Genomic DNA, 22,719 nt, shown 5'->3' on the forward strand with positions numbered 1-22,719 from the left:
CACTAAGATAAAACCAATTAATTACGGCTAGGATATAAACCGATTGTCGCGATACAGAAGTTCAATGCTAAAAACGGTTGCCTATTCTCGTGCGATAAACCACCACCAGCATTTTTAAGCATGCTCGCTGACATAGTCGTAGTGCCGGTAGGGTTCGTTTTTAGATTACGAATCCTCTCATTCGGGAAACCATCAACAGCTAAATGCTTATTACTAGGCTCATTCGTATCACCGGCCGCTAATTGGCCAGAAATCGTATGCGTGTGTCGCGGTAGCTGATTCTCTGCTAAAACAACAGCAGGTATGCCGCCAGAGGCGCCATAAGGCCTAGGCGTCAATCCTGGACCAGTACCCCAGTGCATTGGCGCGCGGCCTTTTAAGTTTGGCAGGCCAAAAGTCGTACGACCATCGCCACCATAGGCAGTGCCAACCAAAGAAAACAACGCGGTATTTTGTGCAATTTGCAGTAACTGGCCATCGCACATACTCCAACCTCGTGGAGCATAGGTATTTGCCCATATACGTACTTCGGCAATAAACGGTTCTGACATGATAATCTCCTTAGTTACGTGAAGGGTAAATACCCGCGATACAAATAATGTAACTTAAGCACTGATATGGCATCATATTTGTGTGCTCAATTGACCCGCCAGAGTACATGACACTGCTGCCTGCCATTGCTCCCGTCTTACTAGGGTCCACAACCTCTGTGTACATAGTATCTGCCGCATCCAAAGTTCCCAGTACAGTACCAGTAGGGTTAACTGAAGAGACAGAATCAGTACTTGCTTGCATGGTATGTGAGTGAGAAGGAATTTGATTTGCAGTTAACGCGACTGACTCAACACCCATTTTTTGCCCGATTGGACGAGGCGTTAAACCAGGCCCGGTGCCCCAATGCATTGGGATACGACCACGCATATCTGGTATGCCAAAACTAGAGCGCCCGTCACCACCATAAATAGTACCGAGCAATGAGAATAACGCGTCATTTTGCGAGATTGCCATCAACTGACCGTTACAAAAAGCCCACTGGCGAGGAGCAAAATTACCAGCAAACATACGAATTTCACCAACAAAAGGATCTGACATAATTTCTCTCTCCCTAGTTACGCGACGGGAATACACCCGTCATTGCGATAGCAAACGATACCGCTAAATAAGGCTGCATATTATTGTGTGATTGATTCCCGCCCACAGAAGAAACAAAGCCAGGGTTCATGTCTACCAAATTAGTAGCCGCTCTATAGGAGTCGCCAGTCCCAACCCCTTTAGTATCCGAACTTACAGAAAAATAAGCATCTTGATAAGCCGGTAAAGGATCCGCAACATCCGTAGCTGCTGACACAACATGCGTATGTGTAGGCATATTGGCTTGGGTTAAAGTAACATTCTCTGCGCCCCCTTTTTGCCCACGCTCATAATGAAAGCCGTATGGGTCAGTACCGGGGTGAATCGGCGTTCGGCCACGCAAATCAGGTAAACCGAACGTGGTGCGACCATCGCCGCCAAACGCAGTACCTATTAACGAAAATAGTGTCTGGTTTTGGTTGATTGGTAAAATTTGGCCGTCACATAAAGACCAACCGCGAGGCGCAAAGTTGAAACCAAACATTCTGATTTCACTTACATAAGGATCCGCCATTGCTCATTCCTTTTTAACTTTACTTTATTTTATATTTTACCCAGAATGCCTACAAAACCTTCCATTTATTAGGGACGATTATGACTACCACACAGTCTTGGCGCGATCATTTACATTTGCGCAAATACACCACTGATGACATTGCGTTTATGCAAACGTTATATGCCTCTATTCGGGAACCTGAATTAGCCATGACTAACTTTAATACCCAAGAGCGACATGAATTTATAAGCCAACAATTTATGGCTCAATACATTCATTACACAAAACACTATTGCACTGACAAATTCTTTATTGTTGAAATCGCAGGCCAACCCGTTGGCAGAGTTTTTGTCGACCATTGGGATAACGAAATCCGTATCGTCGATATTGCTCTAATGCCAGAGCATCGCGGCCAGGGGTTAGGTACACATTTATTTCAACAAGTAATGGATGACGGTAAACGGTTGGGTTTGCCAGTCTCTGTACATGTTGAGCGTAACAATCCAGCGCGCATTTTATACGAAAGGTTAGGTTTCAAACTCAAAACAGAACGCGATGACGTTTATCTGCTAATGGAGTGGCGACCTAACACTTTATAGTAGCGCTAATGTTATGTCGTAAACCGTTAAGCGTCGCGTTTACGACTAACCACAATCTCATATTCTGTTTGACTGTTCGGTGACATAAACATGTCAATCTCACCGAGTTTTTCATGTGCAAATTTATAGGTTCCTTGCGGCACATGAAATGCCTCAGTCCCTTCTAAAATCACGTGAAACGAGTCCCACTCATCACCATTAAGAATGGTTGATTCAACTTCAACAACTTTGAGCTCTACTTGGGTACCTTCGGGGTCTATTAGTATTAAATTCTCATTAACCAAACTGTCAATTTCTTCGCGTTTCAGGATGTCCATTTTAGCTCCTTATTCTGATTGTTTTGTTTGATTTCATTACTCAGTTAATCTTGAAATAAAACGAGTGAGACATTTTATTTGACGCATTTTAATGCCTTAAAATAACTTACTAATACCGTTAATACCCTTACACCAATATTACACATGGGCTAATTCCCGGATGTTTTCTTCAAGCCAAGCATTACTCACGCAATCAATTACCAAGTGAATGCGGTCTTCTGCACTTTGATTACGTACCTCATGAACTTGATCTGCGTTAATATATGTAATTTTACCCGCAGGCATAGGGACTAACTGGTTCGCCACATAAAAGGTAACACTATTATTAGAAAAGATAGGTACATGGAGGCGGGCCTGGCCATGCGCCAAACCAAGCCCAGCGTCATTGTGTGGTAATATAGACGCGCCTGCTTTTAATCGCATCAGGCGAACTGATTGTATCGGGCATTTAAGCGAGTTGATAACTTTAGAGAGATACGGAGAGTTGCTCAAAGCGGGCAAATTTACCCACTTACTATTATTTTCTATCGAATATGCTTGCAGAATTGGATGTGCGTCTTCATGAACTACAGCGCATCTTAAAGGGAAAACATCCCACTGGCCTTGGTAGGCCCTTTGATTGACATGCGCAACCCAATCACATTTCAGTATTTCATTTACTTCTAACTGAAGTTTTTTTACATCAAACTGAAATTCGAGTGTACAAAAATCCATTTCCTAAATCACATTATCAAAATCTTGATTAATTTAGTTATAGTACAAAATCGAAAAAGCTTTATAACAATCTATTACAATGTGATTAACGGAGCAAAGGTTGAATCAAATTATTTGATTAAGGAGATAGGTGCCGACAAGAATCAGCACCAAGTTTTCAAACGTTAACTTGCAGATGTATCAAGTGGCTCAAAGCTTTTTACAAGGTCATCAACCGCTTTCATCTGGCTTAAGTAACCTTCAAGTTTAGCAAGTGGTAATGCACATGGACCATCACATTTGGCAATGTTCGGATCTGGGTGAGCTTCAATAAATAGGCCTGCTAGCCCGAGTGCCATACCGCTTCGTGCAAGTTCTGCCGCTTGAGCGCGACGGCCATCAGCTGAATCGGCACGTCCACCCGGGCGCTGCAGCGCATGTGTTGCGTCAAATATAACGGGCGCTTGCTGCTTCATATCATCCATACCAAGCATATCAACTACTAGGTTGTTGTAGCCAAAGCTTGAGCCACGCTCACATAAGATTACTTGGTCGTTACCCGCTTCGTTAATCTTTTTAATAATGTGTCGCATTTCATGAGGTGCTAAAAACTGCGGTTTTTTCACATTAATAACTGCGCCAGTTTTCGCCATCGCTACGACTAAGTCGGTTTGACGTGCTAAAAATGCAGGTAACTGAATTACATCTACAACTTCAGCGACGGGTGCCGCTTGATACGGTTCGTGTACATCAGTAATCACTGGTACATTGAAGGTATTTTTGATCTCTTCAAAAATCTTTAACCCTTCTTCCAAACCTGGACCACGATAAGAGTTAATTGATGATCGGTTTGCTTTATCAAATGACGCTTTAAACACGTAAGGAATGTTTAATTTTGTTGTCACTTCAACATAATGCTCTGCGATTTGCATTGCTAAGTCACGTGATTCAAGCACATTCATACCACCAAATAGTACAAACGGCTTGTCATTAGCAACTTCACAGTTACCCACTTTAATAATTTGTGTATTCATTTAAATTCCTAACAGAATAATTAACTACCGACCAGCTGCAGCACTTGGCCACAGAACCACGCAGCATATGTCCCAAGTGCGTAACCAAGTACAGCCAGTAACACACCAACAGGTGCTAATGCCGGGTGAAATGCAGATGCAACCACAGGCGCTGATGCAGCACCGCCAATATTCGCTTTACTGCCCACGGCAACATAAAACACCGGCGCTTTAATAATCTTGGCAACAACAAATAATAGAATAACGTGAATTGCCATCCAAATTAGGCCAATAATAACGTATTTTGGTGCTTCAAATACTTTGCCGATATCCATATGTAAGCCAATGGTGGCCACTAGAATATATAAAAATGAGCCGCCTACTTTTGATGCGCCTACCGCTTCAAATTGACGTGCTTTTGTAAACGATAAGCTTAAGCCGATTGTGGTTACAACAAAGATAATCCAAAACAATTTTGAATGCAGCGAGAACTTCTCAAGTGCTGGGTAGTTTGCTTGGAAAAAAGGCACTGCAGTGTCTGCAATTAAATGTGCAAAGCCTGTCGCACCAAAGCCAAATGCCACTAAAATCATTAGATCACGCAGTTCTGGCTTGCGTGAATTTTTCTTTTCAAACTGCGATACCGTATCAATTAGTTTATCGATAGATGAAGTATCTGCACCAGTATGCTTATCAATCTCTTTATGACGAGCCGCTAAATATAAAAGTCCTGCCATCCAAATATTCGCCACTACAATATCTACGGTTACCATAATGGTAAAGATATCGCCGTTAGCTTGATAGATTTCTTTCATCGCTACCATATTTGCACCGCCGCCGATCCAACTACCAGCCAGTGCCGCCATGCCGCGCCAAAGTTCCCCTGCACCATCAACACCTAGCAATTCTGGCATAAAGGTGGCCGCCACTAATAACGCGATTGGCCCGCCAATAACAACACCAACAGTACCAGTTAAAAACATAATAATGGCTTTTGGTCCAAGCGCTGCAACGGCTTTTAAGTCAATACTCAGTGTTAGTAGTACTAAACAGGCAGGTAATAGGTAATATTTTGCAACCGTATACACGCTATTGCCTCCACCGTCGACAATACCAAATGTATTTAATAGCGATGGTAAAAAATAACACATCAATAATGCGGGAACGTACTTATAAAATTTTGCCCAAAATCCGGTTTTAAGATTTGAGGTATAAAACACGAAACCTAAGATTATGGCCAACATACCCATAACGACGGCATCGTTGGTGAACATCACGCTGTGAGAGTCCATGAAGCTGCTTCCTGTATTAAGTTATTTTTAGTGGATTGTTCTAAAGTGCGAGTCCATTTCTTCAATTTGGCTTTGCAGCACATCAATTGATGGGTCATCCGGGCACTCTTCGATAAACTTTTCAAAGTCTTTAATGGCGAGTTCATCACAGTTCAAATTATGTAATAAATAACCGCGATCGCGTAATTCGTACGGATCACCATCGGTAAGAACCATCAGTTTTTCAACACATTTAAACGCTTCGCCGTAGCGTTTTTCACTGATAAATGCCCATTTTTGATGGGCCAAAAATAGCTTCACAACATCGTCTTCAAACAATTGTTGAAATGCGTTATCTAGGCTATTTTCATCGTCATTTTCTGGTTTGATATACCAGCGTTGCCCACCCGAGCATGGGTCGATTAAATACCCTTCACCTTGGCTTACTTCTAGTAATACTTGAATGTCGTTTTCAAATACCAACATCTCAACATCAAAACCAAGTTGTTCCATCACATAGGTTAAGATCATGCCAAGCGATATAGTGCTGCCAGTGCGGTAATTAAGTGCATAGGCGACACTATTAAGCAGACTCATCGGCACTTTTTGGCTCGTCCCGCTAAAGGCAAAGTCGCTGTAAAAACTATCGAGTAGCGAATTTAGGTTTTGCTCTATGGTGTTTTCAGACTTTTGCGTTTTTACCGCCATCAGAACCAGTTCAGACAATTTGTCCCGACAAAGGGCGTAATCGAACTTAGCCAGCCACGATGACTCATGGTTTAAACATGTAAAGACGGGCGCTTCTATTGCCGCTGTATATTCTTCCTCAGAGATATCAAACATCAATATCCTTCGGTCTCTCTATAACTAAAAATTAATGCCAGTTTATCGTGTTTTAAAATGAATACCAATGAAGATCGGCGAATAGATAAAGAATAGAGACTAACTTAATGTTCTGTATCAATAATCGTTGAATAGATATAGCACACTTGTATGAACGTGAAAGCCCAGATAGAAAAGAAAAAGGCTGAATAATCAGCCTTTAAAAAAGAAATGGTGTTTTAAATCTCGCTAAATAAAAAATGGCGAAAATAACGGTTGTAGCAAGCAATAAAAGCGATATTTGCCCTTTAATATGTTTTTGCCTTGCCATAAAGATCCCTACAACAATATACGCTACCACAAGTACGATTTTTTCAAGTAACCAAGGTTGATTATGAGGACTCATACCAAGTGTCACTGCGAGCGCTACGGCTGAGATAAGCAACAAGGTATCAATACTATGGCTACCGATAAACAGTATTTTATTTTTAGCAAGTTGTAACTGCTTGATGCGAGCAAATGCACGTGTATAAAAAAGCACAACACTCAGTGCAGCTAACAACATATGTGTATGCTTTAACGCAATATATTCCATTTTACTACCCTGGATAATTATTAAGAATTTGTTCGAATCTATCGATGTTGTTAAGTAATACATCAACTAACTTAGGCTCAAAATGCAGCCCACGTTGATTTTGTAATTCAGTTGTAACCTGCTCTACGCTCCACGCTTCTTTATAACAGCGCTTATGACGAAGTGCATCATACACATCTGCTAACGCGACAATACGGCCATAAACATGAATTTCTTCACCTTTTAGGCCGCGAGGATAACCTGTGCCATCCCATTTTTCATGATGGTCGCGGGCTAAAATCGCTCCTGCTTGAATAATATCACGTCGAGATCCCGCTAAAATATTGTGTCCTTTCATGGCATGAGTTTGCATCACTTTCCATTCTTGCTCATCCAATTTACTTGGTTTATGTAAAATGGTGTCGGGAATACCAACTTTACCAACATCATGCAGTGGTGCTGCATAACGCAGTACATCGGCCTCTTCGTCGCTCAGGCCATAACCTTTTGCAAGTTCATAACTAATGAGTGATACACGCTTTACATGATTTCCGGTTTCAGAGGAACGCTGTTCAACCGCTTCACTTAGGCGATAAACCAGCTCTCTTTGCGTATCTTCAATTTCAGATTGCAATTGCACATTTTCGTAGGCAATTTGTACATTTTGCGAGAAAATTTCAATCAAATCTTTATGTGTTTCAGTGAGACTGCGTGGAATACCCGATACGTAAAGCATTGAGTTATGGTTAAAACGGCTTGAACAATAGGCAAAAAGGTAATCTTCTTCATAAACAATGGTTTTGTTACTGAGTGCTTTCTTGCACGCTAACAATTGCTTTTCAGATAGCACCTGGTTAACTGGCTTACCTTCGCTTTTTTCAAACTCGCCTTGTCCTGCAAACACAATCAGCTCTTGCTGTTTTTCATCAGGGCTACTTGCAACAAGTGAGGTTGCATACATCGCCTCATCAACTGACCCTAAAATCGAGGTAAGTTGTTGCATTACGCCATGAATGAAGGTGTCCATAGAATGAGATGAAAAGATATCGCGTGAAGCGGTGATGATTTTCTCAAGACCTTGGCGAGAGTGCTCTATTGATAAAATATCGCGATAAGAACGTAAACTCGACATAACAACCGTAAATAGTTTTTGTGCTGTTAATTCGGTTTTTGATTTGTAGTCGTTAATATCATAGTTAACAATGACCTGGCGCTCCGGCGCTTGCCCCGGTTGGCCAGTTCGTAAAATAATTCGCACATGGTTATTTTTAGCAGTTTCGCGAATAAACTGGGCAACTCTTAAACCCGCGTCATCGGTTTCCATAACCACATCGAGCAAAACGATGGCTGCATCTGGATGCGCTATAATTTTTTCTTCTGCTTCTTTACCTGAATAGGCGCTAATAAATTCAAGTCGTTTATCTTGAAATGAGAAATCGCTCAACGCGAGTTTCGTTACCGCATGCACTTCCGGTTCGTCATCAACAATAATAACTTTCCAAGTACCGTGGTTATTTACTTGCTTCGGTGCTTGCTCTGACTCATCAGAAAATAAAAAATCACTCGCCATTCTATCCTTACCCCTTATAACCACTTCACACTCGCGTTAATACCAACTCACTAAATAGCTAATCAGGATCCCACTGCGCTAAAGTTACACGGTCGTTGCCGCCTAAATCTTTTACTGTTGAAATATCTTTATATGCCATTTTTGCAAAAAAATCACGTACTAACTGGCCCTGATCATAACCATGTTCTAATAGTAACCAGCCTTTTTTCTGCAAATAGTAACGTCCGGTTTCAATGATATGTTCAATATCAGCCATCCCCTTTTTCGGTGCGACTAACGCCGATAAAGGTTCGAATCGTACGTCACCTTCGAGCAAATGAGGGTCTTGTTCATCAATATAAGGCGGATTTGATACGATGACGTCAAACAATTGCACATCGAGCGCGCTAAACCAATCGCTTTGGACAATGGTCGCATTTGTAATCGCTAGATTTCGTTGATTTTGCGTTGCCAACGCAACGGCATCTGGTTGAAAATCGCAGCCAATCACCTGCCATAAAGGAAGCTCACTTGCCAGTGACAAGGCGATTGCACCGGTGCCGGTACCAAGGTCAAGTAACCTACCTTGCTTGTTTATTGCTTTATCAAGCGCACATTCAACTAATGTTTCGGTATCTGGTCTTGGAATAAGCGTTGCAGGACTCACCTTAAAATTTAGGCTCCAGAACTCGCGATATTCAGTAATATGCGCAACAGGTAAACCCGTTTTGCGTTTTTCAATTGCTGACAAAAAAACGGCTTGTTGTTCATCGGTCAGTAATTTTTCAGGCCACGTAAAAAGGTATGTACGCGATTGTGAAATGCAATCTAACAGTAATACTTCTGCGTCAAGTTTGGGGGATTCTGATGTGTTAGTTAAAGCACTTGCGCCAACGGCAAGTGCTTGTTGTATCGAATAATTACTCATCGCCCATCGCTGCAAGCAAGTCTGCTTGATGCTCAAGAACAAGTGGGTCAACAATGGCACCTAAATCGCCTTCAACCACTTCGTTTAGCTTATAAAGTGTCAAGTTGATACGGTGATCGGTAACACGACCTTGCGGATAATTATATGTACGAATACGCTCAGAACGGTCACCACTACCGACAAGGTTACGACGCTCAGAGGCTTCTTCTGCCATGCGCTTCTCATCTTCAGCTTGTTGTAAACGCGACGCAAGCACACTCAGTGCTTTCGCTTTGTTTTTATGCTGTGAACGCTCGTCCTGACATTCTACAACTACACCCGTTGGAATATGGGTAATACGAATCGCTGAGTCGGTTTTGTTAACGTGCTGACCACCGGCACCTGATGCGCGGAAGGTATCAATTTTAAGATCAGACGAATTGATTTCAATTGCTTCTGCTTCCGGAACTTCTGCCATAACCGCAACCGTACATGCAGAGGTATGCACTCGGCCTTGCGATTCTGTTTCTGGAACACGCTGTACGCGGTGTGCGCCTGATTCAAATTTCAGTTTGCCATACACGCCTTCACCAGAAATATTCGCAATAACTTCTTTAAACCCGCCGTGTTCGCCTTCATTCGTGCTAACAACGTCAACTTTCCATTTTTGTGTTTCAGCGTAACGGCTGTACATGCGGAATAAGTCACCAGCAAAGATTGCCGCTTCATCACCACCAGTACCGGCACGCACTTCAAGGAACACATTGTTATTGTCACGAGGGTCTTTCGGTAACATAAGCACTTGTAGTTCGTCTTCTAACGCTTCGATATTTGCTTTGGCTTCTTTGAATTCTTCTTGCGCCATTTCACGCATATCGGGATCGTTATCTTTAAGCATTTCTTCGGCTGTCGCAACGTCATCTTCTGCCTGACGGTACGCATTAAAAGCCTTGGTTACATCTTCAAGTTCAGAATATTCTTTTGAAAGCGAACGGAAACGGTCTTGATCAGAGATCACATCCGGATCGCTTAATAATGCTTGTACTTCTTCATAACGCTCAACCAGCGTTTCTAATTTTCTGTAAACGGATTCTTTCATCTAAGCTTGACGCCTGTTAATTATCTAAATCTAAAACTTTTTTGATTTGTGCAAGTTTGGCAATATCATCTTGCTCAGCAGCTTGCTTAATCGCTTTGGTTGGTGAATGAATAATTCGATTTGCTAGTTTATTAGCTAATTCATTCAGCACTTTTTCTGGGTCTTTACCTGATTTTAACTGACCTTGCGCCTTTTGTACTAACTCTAATTTTATTTGTTCAATATTTTTGCGGTAAGTACGAATAATGTCGACTGAATCGAGCGCATTTCGCCAAGTTACAAATTCATTGGCTTTTACAACAATTATCTCTTCCGCTTCAGCGGCTGCACGCTCTCGCGATTCCATATTCTGATTAACAATTTCTTGTAAATCATCAACAGAATATAAATACGCATCGTCAAGATCAGCTACTTGCGCTTCGATATCACGTGGTACCGCAATATCAACAAGCAGCATCGGCTTATAACGACGCGCCTTTAACGCCTGTTCAACCATACCTTTACCGATAATTGGTAATGTACTTGCTGTAGAACTGATCACAATATCGGCATCGATTAAACTCTCGGGTACGCGCGATAGCGGCACAACCTGTGCGTTGAACTCATCTGCTAAGTTTTGTGCACGTGATAAGGTACGGTTTGCCACTGTCATATGCTGACAACCATTTTGGTATAAATGACGTGCTACAAGCTCTATGGTTTCGCCCGCGCCAATTAGCAATACTTTGGTTGGTTCTAAATTACCGTAAATGTGTTTGGCTAAATTAACCGCCGCATAGGCAACTGAAACTGCACTTGCTCCGATATCGGTTTCAGTACGTACTTGTTTTGCAACCGAGAAACACTTCTGAAAAAGACGCTCAAGTAAGGCGTTCACCACGCCCGCTTGTTTTGCCTTAGCATAAGCTTGTTTAATTTGGCCAAGAATTTGTGGCTCACCCAACACTAACGAATCTAATCCAACCGAAACACGCATTAAGTGCTGAATAGCATTAAAGTCTTGATGCTGATACACGTGTTCCGCTAATTCGCATTTATTGAGTTGGTGAAAATCAGCCAACCAATCAATAAGCACTTGGGGTTGTTGATTTTCAACGATACAATAGAGTTCAGTGCGATTACAGGTAGACACAACCACAGCTTCGTTAACGCCATTCTGTTGGCAAAGTTGAGCGAGGGCAACGTCGATTTGATCAGGAGAAAACGCCACGCGTTCTCTTAATTCAACAGATGCGGTTTTATGATTAATGCCTAAAGCAACTATGGTCATTATGTCTACAATTTGTTTTTAGCACGTTTTAAAGCGATTAATTTTACGTAAATCAAGTCAATAAAAAAAGTAAGGATTTAAGATTTGATGCAATTACGCATGATATTTGTCATATTTTTGGTTTTTTTAACAGGCTGTGCAAGTCAATATTACGACAATGCAACAGTTAAAGAAAATTGGCAAAGGGAATTACTGCAAAAACAGTCTTGGCAGGTAAAAGGTAAATTGGCGATTATTCAGCCAGAAAAACGTCAAAGTGCTAATTTATTTTGGGCCACTACCGCCAAAAAAGATGTGCTTAATCTCACATCATTTGTTGGCACCTCAGTCCTTTCAGTTGAAAAGACGCAGACCCACGCCACTTTAGAATTAGATGGCGAAACCCATGTTGGCAAAAATGCACAGCAACTAGTGTATTGGTTAACGGGTATGAATCTTCCATTTTTAGATGACCCTAATTGGTTAAAAGGATTGCCTCATACCCAAACATTTCTTGCCGATGAACTAAATCGCGTTAGCAATGCCACACTTATTGATTCGCAAGGCAAGCAATGGGAAATAACCTACAGCAACTACCAAAAACATGGGGGATATTGGTTGCCCTATTCCATTTCACTCACTCACGACACCGTTAAACTAAAATTAAAAGTATATACATGGCAGATTTAACAACGCTTTCGCTTATTGCGCCCGCAAAACTTAATTTATTTCTACATATTAATGGGCGTTTACCGAACGGTTACCATGAACTTGAAACCTTGTTTGTGTTTTTAGATTATGGCGATCGTTTACATTTTAAATGCACAGACGACGGCGCGATTACGCTAAAAACCCAAATAGACGGACTGCCAGACGAAGAAAATTTAATTTATAAAGCCGCAAACGCATTAAAACTTGCAACAAATACTGCGTTTGGAGCAGAGATTTCATTTGATAAACACCTGCCAAGTGGCGGCGGTGTGGGTGGTGGTTCATCCGATGCGGCAACTACATTACTTGCTTTAAATGCGCTTTGGCAATTAGCGTTACCACTTGAAAAATTAGCGGAAATTGGCGTTGCGCTAGGTGCCGATGTGCCCGTATTTATCAACGGCCAGGCCGCAATCGCACAGGGTGTTGGCGAAAAATTAGCCCCAGTAAATTTACTTGAAACTTGGTATTTAGTGGTCCACCCAAATGTACACATTAGCACGGGCGTAATCTTTAATAATGCCGACTTACCACGTAACACACCTAAATTATCAGGCGACTGGCAAAGCTCCAAACATCGAAATGACTGCGAAGAGTTGGTGAAAAAGCACTATCCCGAGGTTGAAAAGACCCTTAACTGGTTGTTAAAATACGGCCCGTCAAGAATGACAGGTACCGGAGCATGCTGTTTTGTCAGTTTTGAAACGCAGCACGCAGCCCTTGAAGCATTAAAATCGCTCCCTGAAACTTGGCAAGGCTTTGTAGCAAGAAGTACGAACATATCTCCAGCACATTCGGAGTTACGTACTAAACTAAATTAATTATTGGTAACTACTGTTACCCAAAAAAGTGCCTGAGGAAACCTACCGTGCCAGACATGAAGCTCTTCGCTGGTAACGCAACGCCTGAGTTAGCTCAAAAAGTTGCAAAACGCTTATACATTGATCTTGGTGACGCTGAAGTTGGTCGTTTTAGTGACGGTGAAATTAGCGTTCAAATCAACGAAAACGTACGTGGTTCTGACGTTTTCATCGTACAATCTACTTGTGCGCCTACAAATGACAACTTAATGGAATTAATCGTAATGGTTGACGCACTTCGCCGTGCATCAGCTGGCCGTATCACAGCGGTTATCCCATATTTCGGTTATTCTCGCCAAGATCGTCGCGTGCGCAGTGCTCGTGTTCCAATCACAGCGAAAGTAGTTGCTGACTTCCTTTCAAGCGTTGGTGTTGACCGTGTGTTAACTGTTGACCTACACGCTGAACAAATTCAAGGTTTCTTCGACGTACCAGTTGATAATGTTTTCGGTAGCCCAATTCTACTTGAAGATATGAAAGAGAAAAACTTTGAAGATGTTGTGGTTGTATCGCCAGATATCGGTGGTGTTGTACGTGCACGTGCAATTGCAAAACTACTTGATGACACTGATCTTGCAATTATCGATAAGCGTCGCCCACGCGCTAACGTATCGCAAGTAATGCACATTATTGGTGATGTTGAAGGCCGTGACTGTATCATTGTTGATGATATGATCGACACAGGTGGCACGCTTTGTAAAGCTGCAGAAGCATTAAAAGAACATGGCGCTCGCCGCGTGTTTGCTTATGCAACACACCCTGTACTTTCAGGTGCAGCAGCAGAAAACATTAAAAACTCTGTAATTGACGAAGTTATTGTAACTGACTCTGTACCGCTTACAGACGAATTAAAAGCAATCGACAAGATTAAAGTGTTAACGCTTGCTGATATGCTTGCAGAAACAATTCGTCGCGTAAGCAACGAAGAATCAATTTCTGCATTATTTGAGCACTAAAAGTCGCTTAAATATATGATAAAAACGCAGGCCTAGCCTGCGTTTTTTGTTTCAAAAATAACACTGTCTTCGCCAACTTATACCATCTCATAACTTACGTATTTAACTTACTGCGTGCTTTAATCGCTCGCTTTACCTCACTCAAAACCCATTAAAATATCAACGCGCGTCAACTAACAGATTAATATCGAGTAAATTTTTAGAAATAATGAAGAATTTACAGTGTGCATTAAATTTTCTACCTATACTTAATTAAATTTAATATAAATTAAATCCGTCAGATCTAATGAGAGTAGCGTTTATGTTCACTAAGTTAAAACTGGTTCAACAACTATCTATTTCATTTGGCGCCATGATTGGATTAATGGTGTTACTTGCCACTATTTCGTTTTTTGGTTTACGCAGTGGATACGACGACTTCGTCGAATATCGCGGACTCGCCCGCGACAGTAATTTAGCAGGTTTAGTGCAATCTAATTTATTATCTATTCGTTTACATGCCCTTAAATTTTTAAAAGAACAAAATAACGAAAACATCAACGACTTTAATAAACGCGCAAAGCTACTCAATGAACAACTCGACATTGCGAGAACAGAGATTATTGAACCTGGTCGAGCTAAGCTTATTGATCAGTCATTTGATAAAGTTATGGCCTACGAGCAAGGGTTTTCAGACGTCGTAGATTTATATGCCAAACGTGATGACATTGTTAAAAACCAACTTGATGCAAACGGTGCAATCATCCGGCAAAATGTGAGTGAAATTATTCGAACCGCCTACGAAGATGGCGATACAGATGTCACTTACTTTGCCGCCATTGTACAAGAACAGCTTTTATTAGGTCGTTTATACACAAACAAATTTCTCGTTTCAAACACGCAAGATGACTATTTGCGCGCGACCGCGGAATTTAAAGAAGTAATGAAATCGGTAAAAGTACTTGAGGACAATATACAATCACCTAAAAGAATCGCACTGCTAAATGAAACTGCTACTCGTTTAGCTGCTTATCAGCGAGGCATTGACAATGTAAATGACGTAATCAACAAGCGCAATAACATCATTACCAATGTATTGAATAAAGTCGGCCCTGAAATTGCCGAGGCTTATGAAGAAGTGAAGCTATCTGTTAAAAATGACCAAGATTCTCTTGGTCCTAAAGTTCAAAGCCGCAGTGAAACCACCACAACTACAATTATTGTCGTCTCAATAGCTGTTGTCGCTGTGGGCGTATTTTTCAGTTGGTTTATCTCCATTACCATTCGTAAACCCATTGGCGGCGAACCAAAAGACATTGAATACATCGCTAACCGTATAGCAGATGGCGATTTAACCATTTCATTTACAAAGTCAGGCAACGAAACTGGTATTTATAATGCCATGGGAGAAATGGTCGGTACGCTGCGACATATTATTGATAGCCTAAAACACGCAACTACCGAGCTAATACGCTCAACGAAAATATTGGATGAAAATACTGCAAGTTCAATGCAAGGTGCAGAGCATCAAATGGAGCAGTTAAATCAAGCCGTGCTGTCGATGAATGAAATGGCGGCCACAGTTGCCGATATCACACAAAGTGCCCAACTTGCAGCCGATGCAGCAACCAATGCCGACGATCAAACTCATACTGGTAAGCAAGTGGTTGATAATACGCGTAGTGCGATAAACGACTTAGTTGATAACACTGAGCTGGTGAGTAATTCAATTAAAAACCTGGAAAACGAAACCGAATCAGTTGGGTCAATTTTAGATGTGATCCGAGCAATTGCAGATCAAACAAATTTATTGGCGCTTAACGCTGCTATTGAAGCTGCCCGCGCAGGCGAGCAAGGTCGTGGTTTTGCTGTAGTTGCTGACGAAGTAAGAAGCCTTGCGAGTCGTACGCAAAAGAGCACCGAAGAAATTCAAGCAATGATCCATAAACTGCAAAGCGAAGCTAAGTCGTCAGTTGATCAAATGAACGCAAACTTAGAAAGTGCGCGCGTTACCACAGAAAAAGCTAACGAAACCAATGAAGCCCTTGATTCAATCTCTAGTTCCGTTGGCACAATCCGCGATATGAATATGCAAATCGCCGGGGCGTCTGAAGAGCAAAATGTGGTGACTCAGCAAATTACCGACAGTGTAGGTCAAGTAAATGAAATGGCAGTGCAAACCGTTGCAGGTGCAGAAAAAGCGGCTGAAACAGCACGTGGATTAGTCGAAATTGCCGCTAATTTAGAGGGGCTCGTTAACCGCTTTAAAGTGTAAACAAACGCTAAGGCAGTACAACAGCACACCACATGTGCTGTTGTACTTTTTACTATATTTCAAAGGCATTTTTTTGCACGTTTTAGTCGTTGCTAACCAACCTTTTCTGACAAATAAGTTCGCTTTGAGCCGTTATAAAAAGATAAAGCCTGCAGGAATGACAAAGCCCGCCAAAATAAAAAGGCCACGTTTACCAAATGCTCCGTATTTACCTCGGATCATAAAAAGTGAACTCATTGCCAAAAACAACAACAAAGCGGCAAAAATATCAGATACGATAATCCATGATTGATGTGTTTCGTTCAGGTGCAACCGATTAAGTGCTTGGAAAATCGGTCTAGGTCTTATTTGTTCAACAGTGAGCGTATTAGTATTTAAATTTAAGCTAATATTCGCGTCATCATGTAAAAAAACCTTAAATTGATTTTGCGATTGCCAATAAGACGCTTTGACGTCTAGTTGCGTATTAGCGAGTGTCAAAACCTGCTTAATTAAAGCCTGATCGTTATTAATGTTCCAATCAATGTCACGTGCGTTTATCTTAGTAGTATGTACTGCGTAGTTCGGATTCCAATCATTTTTATGATTAACCGCAATACCTGAAATCGCATAAATCAAAATAAAGCCAATACAAAAATAACCAACATCGCGATGTAAACTGCGATTTAATCTAAACCAGTTAATTTGAATGGGCTTACTTTTCAACATTGTTATCAATAATCTCAACACCTGTCGGCGACAGTTGGTAAACTACATTTGGCTCAGTTACTGAATCGGGATTAAAGTCTTTACCTGCTTTTTGAGCGCGATGAGCAAGTAATCGTTTTGTTTGGTCAAGGCTTAGTTCTATTTTTTCAAGCTTACCCGTTGCAAGCGCTTTGTTTCCTTTCGCCGTCATCGGGAACACCATGTGCCCATCTTCCACTTTTATGCGTAAATTTTGAAAGCGCTTATCTGATGCAAGTGTCATCCAGCAGCCTCGCTTTTCGCATACGCCGACAATGGTCCCTTCAATGGTAATTGGCGAACTTAAATAACTATCTGGGTTTGCCATCACAGTTGATATTTTAATTAGTTTGTCGCTATCGACCTCTTCACCAAACGTAAGCGTTTTGGCAAGCGCTTGAACTTGCACCAGCATAAGTGCAACAACCAATGTTATTTTTGTAAAAAACGGCATAAGAATTCCTTTTCAAGGTTTACTAGTTAACTGGAATCTAATCTTAGCAATTAAATCTACCGCCATTTTTATCAAAAAACGTCAGTGTATCAACTAGTTTTCTTTTTATTGGGTAATATTTAGAGAATGATGCCAACAAACGACGTATCAACAACATTTTGAAATTTATGTGTTCATATAAGTAAAAATGCGCCTATCAAAAAGTGATAGACGCATCGTTAAAGCCTGCTAGCTATTCGTTTAATTTCTTAAACTTAACCGCCTGGCTTTGTACTCGTTTATACATTTTAGTAAGCGATTTATCGTGCGCTCGGCGTTCACGTAAAGATGCTGTATTAAATTGGTTTTCTTTACGTAACTTTTGGTAATTTAAAAATCGCCGCTCAGTTAAACTACCATCGCTAATTGCTTGCTGTATCGCACATTTTGTCTCATTGCTATGTGAGCAGTTAACAAACTTACAACTTGATGCCAAGGCTTCAATTTCGCTAAAGGTTTGCTCTAGCCCCGCGGTTACATCGCTAAGCTGAAGTTCTCGCATTCCCGGCGTATCGATCAATACTGCGCCTGAAGCTAACTTAAGTAAGTATCGCCCAGTAGTAGTATGACGGCCTTTGCTATCTTGCTCACGAATGGCACTTGTTTTCTGCTGCGTTTGCGCCAACGTATTACTTAATGTTGACTTTCCTACACCAGAAGACCCCAACAGCACGATACTGGTTTGTGGTTTTAACCAATCTGACAATTGATTAACCAGTGTAACATCATGGCAGTCAATGACTTCGACCCGTAACATTGAGCTAAGGTTTTGGACTTGCTCACGCTTTTCAAGGCCATCATTTGCAAGATCGGCTTTTGTTAGCATTACCACAGGTTCACAGCCCGCTTCATTAACGAGCGCCAAATAACGTTCGATGCGATTGAGGTTAAAGTCATCGTTCAATGAACACAACACAAACGCAACGTCGACATTTGCCGTAATTGCTTGTTTTTCTAGTTTGCTGCCTGCAGCGCGTCTAGCAAAATACGATTTACGTTCAAAAACGCGATTTACGTCGTGGTTTTCATTAAGTAACAACCAATCGCCAACAACACATTCAGATTCCTTTTCAGTTACTGGTAATTGAAATGTGTCGCTACCAGAATCAACCACTAGTCGATTTCGATGTTGTTCAACAACCCTAACAGGAACGCTGTTGTACCATTCGTCGATATCAAGTTGTTGTTGAAAAAAGCTTTGCCATCCAAGTAAGTTTAATTGATTAATATTTAACATTTTTGCCCTTAAATAAAAGAAAAATAAGGGGCTTTTAACCCCGGTTATACAAACCGGGTGTATTAATTATGCGTTACACCCGGTTGGGTTAACTACAATCATCAAAATCTCCTGTTTACGTTATTTACTGTGTAATTTACGACATTAATCTACTTAATGCGTTAGTTATCTACTGATACACGTGTTTGATATGCTTTTGTACCATACAAAGGCACTGTCGACAAACTGTGCTTAAAACTACCTGACGTTTCTTTCGTTGAATACGACAAGTACATTAAGGTTTGATTTTCTTTATCTAAAATTCGTCTTATCTTCATCGATTTAAAGAAAACGCTTTTCGATTTTTTGAAAATCACTTCACCTGAATCTGAGCTATCTATTTGCGCTATCATCGCCTGAGTGATTGGCCCTGTTTGGCGACACGCTATTGAGCTATCACTGGGATCTGAAAAGCTTAAATTAGCTTCAACAGAGGCAACATGACATGTCACCCCTGTTACTATTGGGTCTTGAAAATGGTTTAGTTTAATGTCTTTAAGCGTAAAAACACCGAGCGACACATCACCTACCTCACTTGAATCACAACCAACAAGTGACCCAAGTAACAGTACTAAACCCATTGCCTTTTTCATTTGTTTATTCCTTGCGTAACGCGTTTATTCATATCTTAACGCATCAATTGGGTTGAGTCTTGCTGCTTTTATCGCAGGCACTAAACCAAAAATAACACCAATTGCTGAGGTAAAACCAAATGACAATAATATCGCCCACATTGGAATATATGCCGCAGGCATGCCTGGTACAATCGCTGATATGGCAGCAGCAGCGCCATAACCTGTTATAAGGCCAATTACGCCACCAAATAAACTGAGTACCACGGCTTCTACTAAAAATTGCAGCATAATAAAGCCCGGCGTCGCGCCAAGTGCCTTTAGCGTGCCAATAATACGGGTGCGCTCAGTTACAGACACCAGCATAATATTCATTACACCAATACCGCCAACTAACAAGCTAATGCCCACAATCCCCGCTGTAATTGCCGTTGCACTGCCTGTAAATTTATCTATATTCTCACGCGCTTTTTCAGCAGTTTCGAACTCAAAATCGTCGTGGTCATCTGGACCAAGTTTATGATTCTGACGCAAGATACGTTTCATTTGAGCCAAGGTTTGTGCTTCATCAACATCCGGCTTTAAGCGGAACATAATTTGAAAATATGGTTTACGCGCATTGCCTTCTAGAATTTGCATAGTACTGATTGGGATATTGATGTAATCATCCTGATCGAATCCCAAAAAGCTGCCTTGCTTCTCTGCAACCCCAATAATACGAAACCATTCACCACCGAGTTTAATGTATTCACCCACTGGGTTTTCAGGTAGCTTAAGCTTTTCAATCAGTGTTTCACCAATAAAGGCGACGCGACGGCGTTTATCGTCATCTTGTGGGCGAATATAGCGGCCCATTTCAGGATAAATGCGATAGGCCTTTTGGTAGTTTGATTCTGTACCAACTACCCGCGTATTGTGACTTTCGCCTTTGTACTCTACCGCGCCTTGAAAACGAAATGCCATCATTTGCGCAGTGATAGTATCGAACCCTTGTACTTTACCTTTTAGCGTTTCAAAATCACGCACTGTTAAATACGAACGTTTACCAAGCATTTCTTGCTGCGGTGTGGTGTACGGCTTAATGCTAGTCACATCCGGCGCCATATCAGCCAATTGGTCGTTAATTTGCTTGGTAAAGCCCTGCATCACAGCAACAACCGTAATAACTGCTGCAACGCCAATGATTATACCTAAACACGTGAGCGCACTGCGCATCGCATTAGCACGAATCGCCTGAAGCGCGGCTTTGGTTCCCTCAATAATCGCGAGAAATGACTTAAACATACGCTCTCTCCTCGCTATTTCGTGTATCCGATACCACTTTTCCATCAACCAAGCGCAATACACGCTGGCAATGTTCAGCAATTTCTTGCTCATGGGTCACTAAAATAATGGTATGCCCATCATTATGCAGCTCATCAAACAAACTCATAATTTCATTGGTTGTTTTGCTGTCCAAATTACCTGTCGGTTCATCTCCCAGCAGGATATCTGGCTTTGTCACCAGCGCTCTTGCTATTGCCACACGTTGACGTTGACCACCTGACAGTTGTGATGGTAAATGGTGCAATTTATCACCTAGGCCAACTTTCTCAAGCGCCTGCGTTGCTAGCTTTTGACGCTCTTTTGCTGAGATAAAACGGTAAATCAACGGCTGCATTACATTGCTTAACGCACTAGCACGAGGAATAAGGTTGAAACTCTGAAAAATAAAGCCAACGCTTTTATTTCTCTGTCCTGCGAGCTCAGTTTCAGTCATTTTTTTTACTGGTTTACCTTGCAACACATACTCGCCGCTACTTGCGACATCCAAGCAGCCTATAATGTTCATTAGGGTCGATTTACCTGAGCCCGATGGACCGATAATCGCAAGATACTCATTTTCTTCAATGTTTACGCTTACATTATCCAAAGCCAGAAAGCTTTGTTCACCCATTTTGTATTCTTTGCAAATATTACTAAGCGCGATCACTGACATCTTTAGCATCCTTATCAGCTGTTTTCAGCTTTACCTTATCGCCCTCTTTTAGTTTGCTAACTGCGCGCGCTGGCCCTACTACAACCGTTTGCTTTTCTTCAAGACCACTTTCAATTGCTTGTTCAATATCTGATGAAACACCGAGCTCAACCGCTTTCTTAGTGACTGTTTTATCGTCGTTTAACACCCAAACATAGTGATTTTCATCTTCGCTGTGTACTGCTTCAATTGGAATTTTAATGGCATCTTTACCAATCGCTGTTGCAATTTCTGCACGGCAACTCATACCTGCATACAAAGTGCGTTCATCGTCGTTTAACAGTACTTTCACTTTAAATGAACGTCCTTGTGAGCCAACAAATTGCTTGGCTGACGTACCAATATGAATGACTTTGCCAACAAATGGTTTATTTGGGTAGGCCGCAGCGTAAATTTCTGCCTCTTGGTTTAATTTAATGCTGGCAATATCTGTTTCGTCTACTTTTAGCTCAGCGAGGATTTTGCTTGGGTCGGCCAATAACATCAGATCTGAACCAACAATATTGGTGGTACCTGCAATCACAGTTTCGCCTTCTTTAATATCAACCGACGCTAATAAACCACTCATTGTTGCTCTAAACACACTTTTACTTAAACGATCTTCAGCAATTGACAGTGACGCTTTAGCTTGATTTAGCGATTCTTTACGCGCCGAAACATCAATTTCAGCCAGCTCTTTTGCATTTTTAATGTTATCGTAAACTTCTTGCTGCGATAGTCCTACATCGAAGAGTTCTTTTTGACGGTTGAGCTGAGAGATTAAATTCTTCAGACTTGTTTGCGCACGCTCAATATCAATTTCGCTTTGTCTTACTAAGGCTTGATAACGGTCCACTTCGGCTTCAAAGGCTTCGGTATCAAGCTGCATTAACATGTCGCCTTTCTCAACACGCTGCCCTTCTTCTACAAATACTTTTTCAACACGGCCGGTTACTTCTGAGCGCAATTGCACTTGGGTGTTAAAAACCAAGGTACCCGACGCTAAAATAGAATCTTTTATTTTTCCTTTTTCAGTTAGCGTGGTTTTTATCTCTGGTAATTTACCATCGCCCTTGATTTGTTGGCTTACAATCATGGCGACAAATGCTGCCACCGCGACTACTACGATAATAATTTTTTTCATATTCAACCCCA

Annotated in this window: 25 protein-coding genes; 5 read left to right on the plus strand and 20 right to left on the minus strand. The window is 41.4% G+C overall.

Translation table 11 applies throughout. From position 1 onward, the window contains the following. Positions 1-17: 17 nt before the first annotated feature. From PSPO_RS18505 to PSPO_RS18515, 3 genes are read right to left on the minus strand one after another with little or no spacing between them, the layout of a single operon-like run. Positions 18-551: a phage tail protein gene (locus tag PSPO_RS18505; RefSeq protein ID WP_010559049.1), complete on the minus strand. Its 534-nt coding sequence runs from the start codon at positions 549-551 to the stop codon at positions 18-20. A gap of 10 nt (positions 552-561) precedes the next feature. Then, positions 562-1,092 (minus strand): phage tail protein, encoded by a 531-nt coding sequence (locus tag PSPO_RS18510; protein ID WP_010559048.1) that lies wholly within the window; start codon positions 1,090-1,092, stop codon positions 562-564. A 13-nt stretch (positions 1,093-1,105) separates the two neighbouring features. Beyond that, positions 1,106-1,645 carry a phage tail protein gene (locus tag PSPO_RS18515; protein ID WP_010559047.1) on the minus strand — a complete coding sequence of 180 codons (540 nt, stop codon included), beginning with the start codon at positions 1,643-1,645 and terminating at the stop codon, positions 1,106-1,108. A gap of 80 nt (positions 1,646-1,725) precedes the next feature. On the opposite strand from PSPO_RS18515, the gene PSPO_RS18520 reads away from it, so the two are divergent. Continuing rightward, positions 1,726-2,226, plus strand: a complete 501-nt coding sequence (locus PSPO_RS18520) for a GNAT family N-acetyltransferase (protein WP_010559046.1) — start codon at positions 1,726-1,728, stop codon at positions 2,224-2,226. Positions 2,227-2,252: 26 nt separating this feature from the next. Here PSPO_RS18520 and PSPO_RS18525 read toward each other — a convergent pair whose 3' ends face one another. The 10 genes from PSPO_RS18525 to hemA all read right to left on the minus strand — a co-directional run bounded on the left by PSPO_RS18525 (position 2,253) and on the right by hemA (position 11,741). Next, entirely contained in the window at positions 2,253-2,543 is a 291-nt protein-coding gene (locus PSPO_RS18525) for a DUF6916 family protein (RefSeq protein ID WP_010559045.1), read from the minus strand. A 138-nt stretch (positions 2,544-2,681) separates the two neighbouring features. Continuing rightward, complete coding sequence (locus PSPO_RS18530) at positions 2,682-3,257, minus strand: aspartyl/asparaginyl beta-hydroxylase domain-containing protein (RefSeq protein WP_010559044.1); 576 nt, start codon at positions 3,255-3,257, stop codon at positions 2,682-2,684. Positions 3,258-3,421: 164 nt separating this feature from the next. Next, a complete protein-coding gene (gene kdsA / locus PSPO_RS18535; protein WP_010559043.1) occupies positions 3,422-4,270 on the minus strand; it encodes a 3-deoxy-8-phosphooctulonate synthase in 849 nt (282 codons plus the stop codon). A 20-nt stretch (positions 4,271-4,290) separates the two neighbouring features. Next, positions 4,291-5,541, minus strand: a complete 1,251-nt coding sequence (locus PSPO_RS18540; protein ID WP_010559042.1) for a DUF819 family protein — start codon at positions 5,539-5,541, stop codon at positions 4,291-4,293. Between the two features lie 27 nt (positions 5,542-5,568). Next, positions 5,569-6,363 carry a tetratricopeptide repeat protein gene (locus PSPO_RS18545; protein WP_010559041.1) on the minus strand — a complete coding sequence of 265 codons (795 nt, stop codon included), beginning with the start codon at positions 6,361-6,363 and terminating at the stop codon, positions 5,569-5,571. 199 nt (positions 6,364-6,562) lie between these two features. Further along, the gene (locus PSPO_RS18550; protein ID WP_010559040.1) at positions 6,563-6,937 is read right to left on the minus strand and encodes a SirB2 family protein; all 375 of its coding nucleotides are present in this window, start codon (positions 6,935-6,937) and stop codon (positions 6,563-6,565) included. A gap of 4 nt (positions 6,938-6,941) precedes the next feature. After that, entirely contained in the window at positions 6,942-8,486 is a 1,545-nt protein-coding gene (locus PSPO_RS18555; RefSeq protein ID WP_010559039.1) for a DUF3369 domain-containing protein, read from the minus strand. 58 nt (positions 8,487-8,544) lie between these two features. Continuing rightward, a complete protein-coding gene (prmC, locus tag PSPO_RS18560) occupies positions 8,545-9,393 on the minus strand; it encodes a peptide chain release factor N(5)-glutamine methyltransferase (protein ID WP_010559038.1) in 849 nt (282 codons plus the stop codon). Continuing rightward, positions 9,386-10,471 (minus strand): peptide chain release factor 1, encoded by a 1,086-nt coding sequence (prfA, locus tag PSPO_RS18565; protein WP_010559037.1) that lies wholly within the window; start codon positions 10,469-10,471, stop codon positions 9,386-9,388. The genes prmC and prfA overlap by 8 nt, the downstream gene beginning before the upstream one ends. Positions 10,472-10,487: 16 nt before the next feature. Next, on the minus strand, positions 10,488-11,741 hold the full coding sequence (hemA, locus tag PSPO_RS18570) for a glutamyl-tRNA reductase (RefSeq protein ID WP_010559036.1): 1,254 nt from the start codon (positions 11,739-11,741) through the stop codon (positions 10,488-10,490). A gap of 87 nt (positions 11,742-11,828) precedes the next feature. Here hemA and lolB point away from each other — a divergent pair, with 87 nt between their 5' ends. From lolB to PSPO_RS18590, 4 genes are all read left to right on the plus strand, one after another. Beyond that, positions 11,829-12,410, plus strand: a complete 582-nt coding sequence (lolB, locus tag PSPO_RS18575) for a lipoprotein insertase outer membrane protein LolB (protein WP_010559035.1) — start codon at positions 11,829-11,831, stop codon at positions 12,408-12,410. Further along, positions 12,398-13,252, plus strand: coding sequence for a 4-(cytidine 5'-diphospho)-2-C-methyl-D-erythritol kinase (gene ispE, locus PSPO_RS18580; protein ID WP_010559034.1), 855 nt, complete (start codon positions 12,398-12,400; stop codon positions 13,250-13,252). Before lolB ends, ispE begins: the two co-directional genes overlap by 13 nt. 47 nt (positions 13,253-13,299) lie before the next feature. Beyond that, the gene (locus PSPO_RS18585) at positions 13,300-14,247 is read left to right on the plus strand and encodes a ribose-phosphate pyrophosphokinase (protein ID WP_010559033.1); all 948 of its coding nucleotides are present in this window, start codon (positions 13,300-13,302) and stop codon (positions 14,245-14,247) included. Between the two features lie 301 nt (positions 14,248-14,548). Further along, on the plus strand, positions 14,549-16,501 hold the full coding sequence (locus PSPO_RS18590; protein ID WP_010559032.1) for a methyl-accepting chemotaxis protein: 1,953 nt from the start codon (positions 14,549-14,551) through the stop codon (positions 16,499-16,501). 132 nt (positions 16,502-16,633) lie between these two features. Here PSPO_RS18590 and PSPO_RS18595 read toward each other — a convergent pair whose 3' ends face one another. The 7 genes from PSPO_RS18595 to PSPO_RS18625 form a co-directional block, all read right to left on the minus strand. Next, positions 16,634-17,209: a PepSY-associated TM helix domain-containing protein gene (locus PSPO_RS18595; RefSeq protein ID WP_010559031.1), complete on the minus strand. Its 576-nt coding sequence runs from the start codon at positions 17,207-17,209 to the stop codon at positions 16,634-16,636. Continuing rightward, on the minus strand, positions 17,196-17,681 hold the full coding sequence (locus PSPO_RS18600; RefSeq protein WP_010559030.1) for a DUF4920 domain-containing protein: 486 nt from the start codon (positions 17,679-17,681) through the stop codon (positions 17,196-17,198). The genes PSPO_RS18595 and PSPO_RS18600 overlap by 14 nt, the downstream gene beginning before the upstream one ends. Positions 17,682-17,913: 232 nt before the next feature. Continuing rightward, positions 17,914-18,957 (minus strand): ribosome small subunit-dependent GTPase A, encoded by a 1,044-nt coding sequence (rsgA, locus tag PSPO_RS18605; protein ID WP_010559029.1) that lies wholly within the window; start codon positions 18,955-18,957, stop codon positions 17,914-17,916. A gap of 161 nt (positions 18,958-19,118) precedes the next feature. Then, the gene (locus PSPO_RS18610; protein WP_010559028.1) at positions 19,119-19,589 is read right to left on the minus strand and encodes a CreA family protein; all 471 of its coding nucleotides are present in this window, start codon (positions 19,587-19,589) and stop codon (positions 19,119-19,121) included. Between the two features lie 24 nt (positions 19,590-19,613). Further along, positions 19,614-20,852 (minus strand): ABC transporter permease, encoded by a 1,239-nt coding sequence (locus PSPO_RS18615; RefSeq protein WP_010559027.1) that lies wholly within the window; start codon positions 20,850-20,852, stop codon positions 19,614-19,616. Continuing rightward, positions 20,845-21,546, minus strand: coding sequence for an ABC transporter ATP-binding protein (locus PSPO_RS18620; protein WP_010559026.1), 702 nt, complete (start codon positions 21,544-21,546; stop codon positions 20,845-20,847). The genes PSPO_RS18615 and PSPO_RS18620 overlap by 8 nt, the downstream gene beginning before the upstream one ends. Then, positions 21,527-22,708 carry an efflux RND transporter periplasmic adaptor subunit gene (locus PSPO_RS18625; RefSeq protein WP_010559025.1) on the minus strand — a complete coding sequence of 394 codons (1,182 nt, stop codon included), beginning with the start codon at positions 22,706-22,708 and terminating at the stop codon, positions 21,527-21,529. Before PSPO_RS18625 ends, PSPO_RS18620 begins: the two co-directional genes overlap by 20 nt. Positions 22,709-22,719 lie beyond the last annotated feature (11 nt).

Source organism: Pseudoalteromonas spongiae UST010723-006 (assembly GCF_000238255.3).
Taxonomy (GTDB): domain Bacteria; phylum Pseudomonadota; class Gammaproteobacteria; order Enterobacterales; family Alteromonadaceae; genus Pseudoalteromonas; species Pseudoalteromonas spongiae.